Origin of the sequence: Robbsia betulipollinis (assembly GCF_026624755.1) — a bacterium.
Taxonomy (GTDB): Bacteria; Pseudomonadota; Gammaproteobacteria; order Burkholderiales; family Burkholderiaceae; genus Robbsia; species Robbsia betulipollinis.
The window spans coordinates 120331-133060 of the sequence record NZ_JAPMXC010000001.1; the positions used below are offsets into that span (position 1 = coordinate 120331).

Annotated in this window: 11 protein-coding genes; 4 read left to right on the plus strand and 7 right to left on the minus strand. The window is 64.8% G+C overall.

Going from position 1 to position 12730, the window contains the following annotated elements; all coding sequences use genetic code 11:
* Positions 1–29 precede the first annotated feature (29 nt).
* Entirely contained in the window at positions 30–455 is a 426-nt protein-coding gene (locus tag OVY01_RS00565) for an OsmC family protein (RefSeq protein ID WP_349293510.1), read from the minus strand.
* 204 nt (positions 456–659) lie between these two features.
* On the opposite strand from OVY01_RS00565, the gene OVY01_RS00570 reads away from it, so the two are divergent.
* Positions 660–1295 (plus strand): DUF938 domain-containing protein, encoded by a 636-nt coding sequence (locus OVY01_RS00570; protein WP_267844877.1) that lies wholly within the window; start codon positions 660–662, stop codon positions 1293–1295.
* Positions 1296–1367: 72 nt separating this feature from the next.
* On the opposite strand, the gene OVY01_RS00575 is transcribed toward OVY01_RS00570, so the two are convergent.
* The gene (locus OVY01_RS00575; RefSeq protein ID WP_267844878.1) at positions 1368–1823 is read right to left on the minus strand and encodes an Hsp20 family protein; all 456 of its coding nucleotides are present in this window, start codon (positions 1821–1823) and stop codon (positions 1368–1370) included.
* Between the two features lie 717 nt (positions 1824–2540).
* Between OVY01_RS00575 and pdeR the strand changes: the two genes are divergently transcribed.
* Entirely contained in the window at positions 2541–4535 is a 1995-nt protein-coding gene (pdeR, locus tag OVY01_RS00580; RefSeq protein ID WP_267844879.1) for a cyclic di-GMP phosphodiesterase, read from the plus strand.
* Between the two features lie 96 nt (positions 4536–4631).
* Here the strand turns inward: pdeR and OVY01_RS00585 are convergent, their stop codons facing one another.
* Positions 4632–5510: a crotonase/enoyl-CoA hydratase family protein gene (locus tag OVY01_RS00585; RefSeq protein ID WP_267844880.1), complete on the minus strand. Its 879-nt coding sequence runs from the start codon at positions 5508–5510 to the stop codon at positions 4632–4634.
* A 588-nt stretch (positions 5511–6098) separates the two neighbouring features.
* Between OVY01_RS00585 and OVY01_RS00590 the strand changes: the two genes are divergently transcribed.
* A complete protein-coding gene (locus OVY01_RS00590) occupies positions 6099–7439 on the plus strand; it encodes a DUF2325 domain-containing protein (RefSeq protein ID WP_267844881.1) in 1341 nt (446 codons plus the stop codon).
* 10 nt (positions 7440–7449) lie between these two features.
* Here the strand turns inward: OVY01_RS00590 and OVY01_RS00595 are convergent, their stop codons facing one another.
* The 4 genes from OVY01_RS00595 to OVY01_RS00610 form a co-directional block, all read right to left on the minus strand.
* A complete protein-coding gene (locus OVY01_RS00595; protein ID WP_432422177.1) occupies positions 7450–7902 on the minus strand; it encodes a winged helix-turn-helix domain-containing protein in 453 nt (150 codons plus the stop codon).
* A gap of 48 nt (positions 7903–7950) precedes the next feature.
* On the minus strand, positions 7951–9057 hold the full coding sequence (locus OVY01_RS00600; protein WP_267844882.1) for a porin: 1107 nt from the start codon (positions 9055–9057) through the stop codon (positions 7951–7953).
* 196 nt (positions 9058–9253) lie between these two features.
* Complete coding sequence (uraH, locus tag OVY01_RS00605) at positions 9254–9676, minus strand: hydroxyisourate hydrolase (RefSeq protein ID WP_267844883.1); 423 nt, start codon at positions 9674–9676, stop codon at positions 9254–9256.
* A complete protein-coding gene (locus OVY01_RS00610) occupies positions 9673–10647 on the minus strand; it encodes a LysR substrate-binding domain-containing protein (RefSeq protein ID WP_267844884.1) in 975 nt (324 codons plus the stop codon). The genes uraH and OVY01_RS00610 overlap by 4 nt, the downstream gene beginning before the upstream one ends.
* Positions 10648–10976: 329 nt before the next feature.
* Here OVY01_RS00610 and OVY01_RS00615 point away from each other — a divergent pair, with 329 nt between their 5' ends.
* Complete coding sequence (locus OVY01_RS00615) at positions 10977–12659, plus strand: ABC transporter ATP-binding protein (RefSeq protein WP_267844885.1); 1683 nt, start codon at positions 10977–10979, stop codon at positions 12657–12659.
* Positions 12660–12730: the final 71 nt, after the last annotated feature.

The window sequence follows — 12730 nt, forward strand, 5'->3', positions numbered from 1 at the left end:
ACGAGCGCCTGTGGCCGCTTTCGACGCTTTTAGTTCTTCAGTGTCGCGGTCATGGTGATCTCGGCGTTCAGCAGCTTCGAGATCGGACAACCCGCCTTGGCCGCGGCCGCCGCTTCGTCGAATTTCTGCTGATCGGCGCCCGGGATCTCGACGACGACATCCAGGTGCGAAGACTTGACCGCGAAACCGTCGCCGTCCTTGTCGAGCGAGATCGTTGCCTTGGTATCGATCGACTTGGGCACCATGCCCGCGTTCCCCAGGATCATCGACAGGGCCATCGAGAAGCAGCCCGCGTGCGCCGCACCGATCAATTCCTCCGGATTGGTACCCGGGCCGTCCTCGAAGCGGGCCTTGAAACCGTAGGGCGCGTTCTTCAGCACGCCGGTCTGCGTGGAGATCGAGCCGATGCCGTTCTTGACGTCGCCTTCCCAGTGAGCCGAAGCGGTTTTCTTGATCATGATCGTTTTCCTGAAAGTGATGAAGGCGCAAGCTTGCATGCGCCGTGTACGGCGGACGTGGGAGGCCGTGTACCGGCCAATTCGTCCACCGGCCTGCCTACCAGCTTATTACGGTCCGGGAATTCGTGCAGGCCCGCGCCACCCAGCCGCGCAGGCGACCCGTTCGGGTAACATGGTGCCCCGCCACCCTGGAGGATCCCCATGCGTTCGTCCGTCCATTCCCCCATGACCGATGGCCCGCGCCGCCGTGCGCCGGCCGTCGCGCGTAACCGCGATCCGATTCTCGCGGTACTGAAGCGCGTGCTGCCCGCCGCGGGCACCGTTCTCGAAATCGCCGGCGGCACGGGCGAGCACGCGGTGCATTTCGCGAGCGGGCTGCCCGGCGTGACCTGGCTGGCGAGCGATCCGGATGCGGCATCGCTGGCGTCGATCGCGGCATGGCGGCACACGGCCGGCTTGCCGAATCTGTTGCCGCCGATCGCGCTCGACGTCGAGGCGCCGCGCTGGGACGTACCGGCGGGCTTGCGCGCGGTCGTGTGCATCAATATGATCCACATCGCCCCGTGGAGCGCGACGCAGGCCTTGTTCGCGGGCGCGGCGCGGCATCTGGAAGAAAAAGGCGTGCTGTTTCTGTATGGGCCCTACCGACGCGACGGCGCGCATACCGCGCCGAGCAACGCCGCGTTCGACCTGGACTTGCGCGGGCGCGACCCGCGCTGGGGAATCCGCGATCTGGAAGCCGTGCGGACGCTCGCGGCGGCCGCGGGTTTCGCGTTCGTCGAGGAGGTGCCGATGCCGGCGAACAACCTGAGCCTGGTGTTTCGCCGGCAGGGCTAGTGCAACAGGGGGCAGCGGGGCAGCGGGTCCTCCCGCTGCGTGGCCCGCCCGGACGATGCGCCTACACGACGATCATGCGGTCTCCGCTTCGATCAATCGCGCGCCGTCGCCCCCGCCGATCTCGATCTTGCGCGGCTTCAGCGCTTCGGGCACCTCGCGCACCAGTTCGATCTGCAGGATGCCGTTGTCCAGCGCGGCCGAGACGACCTTTACATGGTCCGCCACGCGGAAACGGTGCTCGAAATCGCGCTCGGCGATGCCACGGTGCAGATAGGTGCGAGTGGTCTCCCGCTCCGTGCGGCGGCCGACGACCTTCAAGGTGTCGCGCTCGAATTCGATTTCCAGTTCCGAGCGCTGGAAGCCGGCGATCGCCATGGTGATCCGGTATTGATTTTCGCCGACCAGTTCGACGTTGTACGGCGGATAGCTGGTTTGCGTGTCGCTGCGCATCGTGTCGTCCAGCAGGCGCGCGAGATGATCGAAGCCGATGGCGGAACGGTACAGGGGGCTGAAGTCGAAATGACGCATGATCGTATCCTCTATGAAAAAAGCGATAAGGGTGGGCAGGCCTCCGTGGAGCACCTGCTGATTCCCATATAGGTGTGCCATGGCGCATTTCAAGGGGTGATCGATCGACTGTTTTCGGCGCCGACGCCCCCGCACCACATGGCGCCGCGTGGCGACCCGCGTCGAGGTAGACGATTCGCGATGCGGCGACCTGCGGCGGCAACGGCAACGATTCCCACATCCCGATGATCGTGTTGCGATCGTTGCATACACCGTCATGGCGGCGCCCATCGTCAAGGTGTACTCATCGAGCCTGCGCTGGTGCCGCCGCGAGTTCGCCGAGAGGCCGCGACGATGGGCCGGGAAGGACACGGTCGTCGTTCGCAGGACCACCGCGACGTGCGGTTCGCTTCCCGTGGCGTGACGAAGGAGGACGGGGAGGAGGACGTGCGGCGCGGCATCGTAAGGGCAAGAATCGGCCCACGGGATGCAATAACGTATCAATTATGAAACGGGAGTTGCGAGAAACCGCGTGGCCTCGATTGAGGCATCAATGAGACACCGGCGCCCCGGTGTGGCAGCCCGACGTCTTGCCTGCAAAATCTCTCCCGATTTGACGTAGACTTCGGGATATGAATGATTCCGTTTTTTCTTATTCCCCTATCCCCATGTCTATCGTCCGTCAATTTCTGCCTCATTTCCCTCCCGTCCGGCACGGCAGTGGCACGGACGCTTGATATGAACGAGGAACTGGATATCGATCTGCTCGAGACGTACTTTGGCACCGCGAGTCCGTATTGGCGGCTGCCGTACGACAGCAACGCACTCGAGCTCGCCGCGGTGCGGGGCCCGGCGCGGCTGAGTTGCGGATTGACGCCGGCGCAGGCGGCGATCATTCGTGCTTTCAACGGCGTGACGGCCCACGCGGTGCTCGACGTCGATCTGTTTGGCGACCGGCTCAAGCTGCACCTGGTGGGCAAGAAGATGAACGCCGGCGAGTGGGCCGGTACCGCGTCGTCGTATCACGACACCAGCGCGGTCGCCCGCGATCTCATGAATGGGCTGTCGTTCGCCGAACAGATCGTGTCCGAGGTCAACTCGCTGGTGGCGGTGATCGATCGTAATGGCCTGATCCAGCGCTTCAACCGCAAATGCGAGGAGTTCAGCGGACTGAAGGAAGAAGATGTGATCGGCAAGAGTGGCTTCGAGCTGTTCATGTCCTCCGACCAAGCGAGTGCGTCGAGCGGCAATATCCAGGATTTCTTCGAGACCGGCCAGTCGTACGAGGCCGAGCGTTATCTGAATACCGTGCAGGGGCGGCGGCTGTTTCTATTCCGCAACAAATTTGTGCGTAGCGGCAGCGGCGTCGACCAGCAATTCCTGATCTGTTCGGGCACGGACATTACCGAGGAACGCAACGCGCAATTGCGTTTGCGTGAACTGGCGAATACCGATAGTCTCACCGGTTTGCTCAACCGCAATGCGCTGCACGAGAAAGTCACGCAGGCGCTGGCCGCGGCGGGCGACTCGAAGCTCGGCATTCTGTTTCTCGACCTCGATAATTTCAAGAAGGTCAACGACCATTACGGGCACGTATTGGGCGACCGCCTGCTGCAGGACGTGGCCTTCGCGATCAAGGGCTGCCTGGCGGCCGACGATACGCTCGCGCGGTTGGGGGGCGACGAGTTCATCGTGCTGCTGGGCGCGGCAAGCACCGGGCGGGTCGACGACATCGCGCAGCGGATCCTCGAGCGCCTGCGCGAGCCCTTCGCGCTAGGTCTGATGATGGTATTCACGGGCTGCTCGATTGGCATCGCCGTCTACCCGGAGCACGGCAACGACGTCGAAACGCTGATCCGCAACGCCGATACGGCGATGTACGCGGCGAAGGATGCCGGCAAGAAGGTGTACCGGATCTTCGCGCAGGACATGAACGACAAGGTATCGAACTACGTCTGGCTCGATACGAACCTTCGAAAGGCCCTGGAGGAGAATCAACTAGAGTTGCATTACCAGCCGTTGATCTCGCAGGCCACGGGTCAGATCCGTTCGCTGGAAGCGCTGCTACGCTGGAATTCTCCCGAACGCGGGCGTATCCCGCCACTTGATTTCATCGGTTTCGCGGAAGAGTCGGGCTTGATCGGCGCGCTTGGTCAATGGGTGATGCGCGCGGCGGCGACGCAGGCCGTCAAGATGAAGGGGCAGGGGCTCGACCTGCGAATTTCGGTCAATGTCTCGGTACGCCAGTTATGCGATACCGATGTCGTGCAGCACTTCGCCGACGCCATGGCGTCGGCTGGGATGGACGATTGCATGCTTGACGTGGAGTTGACCGAGAGCTGCTTCATCGAGGACGAAACAACGGCGATCGCCGTGATCAAGCAATTCCGGGCGCTGGGCGCTCAGATCTACCTCGACGATTTTGGCACAGGCTACTCCAGCCTGTCGCAGCTCACGCGCATTCCACTTGACGCGATCAAGCTTGATCGCAGTTTCATCACGTCGATCGATACCAATGTCAAGGCGCAGGCCCTGGTGCGCTCGATGGTAGTGGTTGCGGGGGAATTCGGCTTCGCGGTGGTCGCCGAGGGTGTGGAAACGCAAGCGGAAGCCACGTTCCTGAAGGCGGTCGACGTCGGATACCTGCAGGGCTATCTGTATAGTCCCCCCATGCCGGCGGACGCGGTGGTGGCATGGGTTGGCCAGCACGGCAAGCTCAGGTTGATCGCCTGAGAGACCGGGCGGCGGCGCGCGGCGTGCCGCTGCGGTTGCCGCCCGATTCACTGTTCCGCTCGCCGCGCCCGACGGATCGCGCAATTGTGCCGCCGCTCAACGCAGGGTGCTCGTCAGCTTCGAGACCCGGCGGTTCTGCAGGACGACCAACCGCTCCATGAAGGCCAGATCCTTTTCCTCGATCCGGAATGCGGCGTCGACCCAGTCCTCGGTGATATCCATCAATTCGGCGCGCGACAGCGGCAGCACGCGCTGGCGCGCGCGCAACATCGCCCGGATGCCGTTGAGCTTGGGACGCATCGTGTCGATGAAGGTACGCGTGGCGAGGGTGGCATCGCCCGGTTCGAAGGTCTGGTCGACCAGACCCTTGTCGCAGAACCACTCTCCCGTATGCGTCTCACCGGTGCTGATCAGTTCCTCGGCAAGTCGCATGTGCGCCTTGCGCGCGACCAGCGAGTAACCGCCCATGCCCGGGAAGAGATTAAAGGCGATCTCGGGAAACCCCATGCGCACGTCCTGCTGCGACAACACGAAATGATGCGCCAGGGCGGCTTCGAAACCGCCACCCAGCGCGCTGCCTTCGAGCATGGCGATGGTAATCGCACCCGTACCGAACCCGGTATAGACCGCATACACGGCATCGACGCACGCGCGGGCATAGGCCAGCAGCGCCTGCCGCTGGTTGTTGCGGATCGCGTCGACGAAGAAGTTGAGATCGCCACCCGTATTGAAGATTTCCGGCACCGACGACCCATTCACCCAGAAATCGATTTGCACGTCGGAATTCCGAGCCACGTGGGCAATGCGCATGATGTCGTCTACCAACGCCTGCGTGAAACAGGGACGAGGACGGGAATGCAGCATCATCCACATCGTCTTACGGGATTTCTCGTAATACGCCGTCAGTTGCGTGAGTTCGCCGGCTTCGACGAATGGGCGGCAGTCGGGATGATTTTGGAAGTCGGTGGCGTTCATGTGATGTGTGACCTTGAAAAATGAAAGTGGGTGAAGCGCGTTTGACGTTAGGGCGGTGTCCTCGAACCACACCTGACACGGCGACATGTCGCCTACCCGGAATTCGTTCGGCGATGCAGACGCGCCGCGACCCGACGCAAGAATGCGCGGCGCGCGGCCTTCTGTATGTGCTCTCCACGACCAAGCCTTGCTAAACCTTCCACTTCATTGACGGACAAGAATGCGCGTGACGATGCCGAGCGGGAATGGCGAGCGCCGCGGTGAACCGATCCGGAAGAGGGCAGCCGTCGAACGGCGAGCGGAATCGACCCGCGAGAAGACGGGAAGGGGACGGGAAGGAGACGGGAGATCAGGGATTGCGGGACCGCGCGCATCCGTCTGGCGGACTTGGCCGGGGGATGGGATCCGTTATGTATGGTGGTATATTACGAGAAACGCCGGACCCTTCGGGGAGGCGGCCCTGCCGCCGATCGTCCAACCGTCGCCCAATTCTCGTGGAATGCCGTCATGTCTCTTTTCGAATCGTTGCCTGGCCGTGGTGGGGATGTGCCGTTTCGCATGCGGCGGGACGAAGGCCGGTGGCCCGACATGAAACCGTGCTGTATTCCGGGTGAAACCGCCGCGCGCCGGACCGTGGTGCGGACCCGGCTCAGTGACCTCGATTCGCACCTGCAATGCTCGGTGATCGGCACCTGCCTGAGCACCGCGGACTTACGCAGGCTCGTGCCGAAGTTCACGGTGCTGGAGCGTGGTAGCGCGACGGACCTCGAATTGCACCACGCCGCGGTCGAGCTGGCGGTGGCCGGCGGCCCCGGCGCGAAGGCCCTGCAGAAGACGCTCGACGAACGCCACGCCGGGGCGATCCGCCTGTTGAAGTCCTGCGATGACGAGGACGCCCTGGTGCAGGCGTGGAAAGGTTTCGTCAAGGCGGGCGACGTCGCGTCCGGGTATTGGGCGCTGATGTGCCATCCCCTGGCGACGCTCGCGGTGCAGCAGGTCGCGTTCGGCGACATTCACATGCTCTCGCATCTGGTGGGGGCGTCCAATCGCGCGGACATCCGGCGCCTAGTCGCTCTGGAGGAAGAGAACGTGGCGCTGCACGAGAAAATCGCGCGGCAGCAGCAGCGTTTGCAGCAGGTGAGCGTCGCGCGCGACGCCCTGGTGCGCGAGCTGCGTGCCCAGATCGTCGAGCAGGCCGCGCAGCTGGCGCGACAGCGCGATCTGTCGGGTGGCGCCGAGGCCGCGGACCTGCGCGATGCGCTCGCGCAGGCGGAGCAGCGGCTGGCCTTGCAGGCGGGCCTGCGCGAAACTGCGGAGCGCCGGTCGGAGCACGAACGCCAGCAGGCGAAGGCGTTGCGGGACAAGCTCGCGGAGGCGTTCGAGACCCTGCGCGTCGTGCAGGCCGAAGCCGAAGCGCTGGAGTGCGCGATGCCGGGTGCATTGGCCGGCGGGGGAGGCGGAGACGCCGGCCTGCGCCCGAACGGCGCGCCGGCGGCGCCGCATGACGCAGCCGGCGCGGCTTGCGCCGCCGCGACCGGCGAAACCGGCGAAACCGATGCGGCGGATGCCACGGCCCGGGCGTTCGCCGGCAAGCGCATCGTATACGTGGGGGGGCGGCCGGCCTCGCACGCGCCGCTCAAGGCACTCGTGGCGTCCTATGGCGGCAGGCTGCTCGTGCACGATGGCGGCATAGAGGATCGCAAGGGTTTGCTGGCGGCGATGCTGCCCGGCGCGGATTCGGTGGTGTTCCCGGTCGACTGCATCGATCACGGCTCGATGCAGCTGCTCAAGCGCGTCTGCGACCAGCATCGGATCGCCTACCATCCTCTGCGCACCGCCAGCGTCGCGAGTTTTCTGCGCCATATGCGGCAGGTTCATGGCGAGACCGCGAACCCGATACCGGTGGCGCGCTGCCTGCGCAATGCCTGAACGCCGCGCGTCAGCGCTTGACCAGCGCCAGTAGCGATCCGATTTCGGCCTGGGTGCTGGCCGCAGCCTTGTCCTCGATCGTTCGATAAAGGGCGACGATCCGTTCGCCGACGGGGGTCAGAATGCAGCCGCCGCGATTATGGCCGCCATGACCCGAGATCGCCGCGGGGCTGGTCAGGGACCGGTTCAATTCGTCCAGAAGCAACCATGCGCGCCGGTACGACATGCCCAGATGGCGTGCCGCCGCGGAGATCGATCCGCACGCGTGGATGGCTTCGAGCAGCGCGATCTTGCCGGGGCCGATGGCGACGTGATCGCCATCCCGGATCCGCATCCGGAACCGGCATTCCAGTGAGCCGAATGCGGGCGGCCGCGGCGTTGCGGGGATGTCCTGCGCGTGCGCGCATGCTTCATGGTGGCCGCCATCCGGCGGGCCGGCGGCGGGCGACGGAGTTTTTGGCATGAACGAAAGCTTACCCTAAACCGGGCGGCAGGCGTCGTTTCCAATACGCTAGAACTTCGCGCGTACGCCCACGCCGAACGTATTGCCGCTGGACATATTCGTGTAGCGGTCGTCCAGATAGGCCGCGTAGACATCGGTGCGCTTGGACAGCGGATAGTCGTAGCCCACCGCCCAACTCTTGTGCGTCTGGTCCATGCCGCCATTGCTGCGCGAGTACGCGTACGATGCCATCGCATAACCGGTGCCGATCGGCACCGTGACGCCGCCCTGCTCGGTGTTGACGTGGAAGCCGCCGGTGATGATGTCGTTATGCGTATACATGTACTGCGCGAAGAATTTCACGAACTTGAGATCGTACGACAGACCCGCCTGCGCCGCGCTCTGGCTCTTGTAACCCGCGAGCAGGCTGTCGAGGTCGCCCGCCGTCGAATTGAAGTTCACGTACTGGTAGACGCCTGTTGCCGCGAACGGGCCGTGGAAGTACAGGAATTGCGCGCTGTACTTCTTCTGGCCGTTGCTGCCCGCCTGATTGGCGAAGCCATACATCGCGCTGGCGTTGAAGCCGTTGAAGTCGGGCGTCGTGTACTGAATCGCGTTGTTCCAGCCGGAATCGCCGACGATGCCCTGGTCCGTCGCGTAGGTCGGATAGGTCCCCTCGCCGAGGTACACGTGATAGACCATCGGCGAGAACGTATACGAATCGCTGAACGGGTTGAACAGGATCGTCGAGACGAACAGCTGCGTGGTCAGGCGTCCGGCGGTGACGGTTCCGTACGGGGACTGGATGCCGACATACGCATTCCGGGAGAACAGGGTGTCTCCGGTGAAGCGGCCGTACGAGCCGTTCTGCGCGCGGAAGAAGTCCTCCAGCGCGAACACCGCCTTGTAGCCGTTGCCGAGGTCCTCGGTGCCCTTCAGACCCCAATAAGAGGTCGACATGCCGCCGCCGCCGACGTTCCACGCCCGCCCGCCGCCCGGAAACTTGGTGGCGCCCACCCACTCGTCTATCTGTCCATACAGTTGCACGCTCGATTGCGCCCGTGCTGTCTCCGTGGCCGTCATGCCGAGCAGCATGCCGAGAGACGCACCGGATAATGCCGCGCGGGCGGTGGCTTTGACCGTCGTTTTCAGAATACGGTCGACTGTTGGTTTCATGGGTTCTCCTCTTCCTGTCAAATAAACGTGTCCGGCGATGCGCGTCCTCATCGCCCGGCCGGATGGTAGCGCGCGTTGCGGCCCTTCGCCCGCTGGCGACAACCCGCATGTTCGCGGATCCTTTTTCCGGAAAAAAAGATTTTTGCTTATCAGCGGCATAGCGCGGCGGATATGCCCGCGTGCCGGCAAATTTTTTTCAACTGCCGCGATACGTGCTATAGCTCCACGGCGAAACCAGCAAGGGCACGTGGTAATGGGCATGGGCGTCGGCAATGCCGAAACGCAGCACGACCGTATCGAGAAAACGCGGTTCCGCCAGTGCGCCGCCGCACCGCGCGAAATACTCGCCCACCGCGAAGTGGAGTTCGTAGGTGCCAGGGGGCAGGGGCCCTTCGAGCAGCGGCCGGTCGCACCGGCCGTCGTCATTGGTGCGCATGCTCGCGAGCCGGCGCAGTGCTGGCGCGGTGAATGCCGGCGCGGTGGCGCTTTCGGCGGGGGCGTCCGCCGACGGCATTGCCACGGGCGCTTCCAGCAGGTAAAGATCGATGCGGATATCCGCGCCTGGCCGGCCATGCGCGGTGTCCAGCACATGGGTGGTCAGTCTGCCCTTCGTCGTCATGTTTCGAGGCTCCTTTCGTTCACGGACTGGCCCGCCAGCGAACTGTTCGCGAGTATGCGCTGCGCGGCGTCGGCGATCAGGCCGCGCAGCCAGCGCACTTCGTCCGAGCGGTGCGTACGTTCATGCCATAACTGGTAGTACCGCATCGCCGGGAAACCCGGCGGCGCAGACAACACCTTCAGCGGCAGCAGTCTGACGTAGTGATCGGCGAAAATCTGCGTGGTGGTGAACAACAGGTCCGATTCGGCGAGCACATAGGGCACGAGGTTGAAATAGGGCAGGGTGACGACGACGCGGCGCTTCAGTCGTTCGCGCATCAGGTGCAGGTCGATGGCGCCGCGCTGGCCCACGGAATAGGGCGTGGGGGCGAGGTGTCCGGCATTGAGATAGTCGTTGACGCTGAGCGCGTCCTGCGCGGCGAGCGGATGCCGGCGGCTCACCAGGCAGACGATGCGGTCCGCGAAAAGATTCGACAGATGCAGTTGTTCCGGCGGCTCGGGCCAGTTGCCGACGACGACGTCGACCTTGCCGGTTTCCAGCGCCACCTCGTAGTCGAGCGCCGGACCGAGGGAATGAATGTCCAGCGTCGCATGCGGCGCGAGCGCGCGAAACAGCGACACCAAGGTCGGGACGAAAAGGGTGCTGAGATAGTCGGGGCAGGCGATGCGATAGGCACGCACCGAGGTGGCCGGGTCGAATGCCGTCTGACGCGAGATCACTTGATCGATCTCATGCAGCGCCCGCCGTGCCGGTTCGAGCATCCGCAAGCCATGCTCGGTGGGTACCATGCCGTTCTTGCCGCGCACCAGCAGCGGGTCGCCGGTGATCGTGCGCAGCCGACGCAACGCCGCGCTGATCGCGGGTTGCGACTGGTTGAGCAGAATCGCGGCCTTCGTGACGCTGCGCTCGGTCAGGACGGTGTCCAGTACGCGCAGCAAATAGGTGTCGATGGTCTCGCGCTGCTGGCTCATCCGCTGTCCGGTATATCGTCGATCAAATGTTGCGGGTCCTCGTGCATAAGGCTTTTAATATGACAAAAATGGCCGGTCAAGAGCCGCCGTATGTAATTGCGGGATATGCGACGCGCGGCTCGACGGGAATTTTAGGATTGTTTACTGTCGGGGCGATCGCGGTTATCGTCGCGGGAAATTTCCGCCGTCGGCGGGATCGGCGACCTTATTTCGCCACCTTGTTCAGCAACCTTATCCAACAACCTTTCCACGAGCACCGATACGCCTTGGCTTCCGATTCGCCCGCCCCGTATGCGTCTGGCCCCAGGCCCGCACCATCGCTCCGATTGATGAAGCCCGAACCGGCGCCGGGAGCGGCACCGACCGGGCCGAGGCGTTCGATCGAGCGGGAGTCCGATGCCGCACGCGCGCTCCCTCACGCGCGTCTGCAACTCGTCGGAATCAGCAAGCGCTTCGCGTCGACGCAGGCCAACGACGACGTTTCCCTGACGATCCGCCCTGGCGAGATCCATGCGGTGATCGGCGAGAACGGCGCCGGCAAGAGCACGCTGATGAAGATCGTCTATGGCGTGGTCCACGCGGATGCGGGCGCGATGGTGTGGGACGGCGCGCCGGTTCGCGTCGACAGCCCGGCACACGCGCGCCGGCTGGGTATCGGCATGGTGTTCCAGCACTTTTCCCTGTTCGAGAGCCTGAGCGTGGGCGAGAACATCGCGCTGGCGCTGGGGCACGACGAACGGTTCGACCAGAAGGCGTTGAATGCACGAATCCGTCGCGTGTCCGCGGAATACGGCCTCGAACTGGACCCCCAGCGCCACGTCCATCACCTGAGCGTGGGTGAGCGCCAGCGCGTGGAGATCGTGCGGTGCCTGCTGCAATCCCCGCGTCTGCTGATCATGGACGAGCCGACATCGGTGCTGACGCCGCAGGCGGTGCGGGATCTGTTCGTCGTCCTGCGCCGTCTCGCGGCCGAGGGCTGCAGTATCGTATACGTCAGTCACAAGCTGGGCGAGATCCAGGAACTGTGCGACAGCGCCACCGTGATGCGGGCGGGACGGGTCATCGGCCGCGTCGACCCGCGCGCGACCAGCCGTGCGGAGCTCGCGCGGATGATGGTCGGTCATACCCTGCCGTCGTACGAACGGCGCGCGCACGTGCCCGGCGCGGTCATGCTGCAGGTGGAGGCGCTCAGCGCGCGCGGCGACGACTTGTTCGGCAGCGCGCTCGACAACGTGAGTCTGCGACTGCATGCCGGCGAGGTACTCGGCATCGCCGGCATTTCAGGAAACGGCCAGGCGGAGTTGTTCGCGCTGCTCTCCGGCGAGGTGCCGGCGCCGCGCGGCCTCGCGGCGGATGCCATCCGCCTTGCCGGGGCGCCGTGCGCACGGCAAGGCGTCGGCGAACGCCGCGCGCTGGGGTTGGCGGCGGTGCCCGAGGAGCGGCTCGGACGCGGCGCGGTGCCGTCCATGTCGCTGGTCGACAATACCCTGCTGAGCGCGAGCCGCAGCGGGCTGGTGCGCCGTGGCTGGCTGCAGCGCGGCGCGATGCAGGCCTTCGCGCGCCGCTGCATCGAAACCTTCGACGTGCGCTGCAGCGGCCCCGACGCGCTCGCGCAGAGTCTCTCGGGCGGCAATCTCCAGCGCTTCATCGTCGGACGCGAAGTGCTGCGGGAGCCACGCGTGCTGCTGATCGCCCAGCCCACCTGGGGCGTGGATGTCGGCGCGGCCGCGGCGATCCGCCAGCAGTTGCTCGATCTGGCGGCGCGCGGCGTCGCCATTCTGGTGATCTCCGAAGAACTCGACGAGCTTTTCGAGATTTGCGACAGCATCGCGGTGCTGGCGCGCGGGCGGCTGTCCGCCGTTCTGCCGATCGGCGAAACCAGCGCCGAAGGCATCGGCCTGGCGATGAGCGGTCAGTTCGAAGCGTTGACGGCCGCGGGCGACCCGGCGTTCGAGGCCGCGCGCCCGTTCGCGCATCCGTCCGCGGGCGCGTTGCCGGCGTCTCCGGGCTGAGGGGCCGCGCCCGATGACCGGTGCGCCGTTCCGGACCCCTTTCCGGTTTATTTTGCGATTGATTTCGCAGT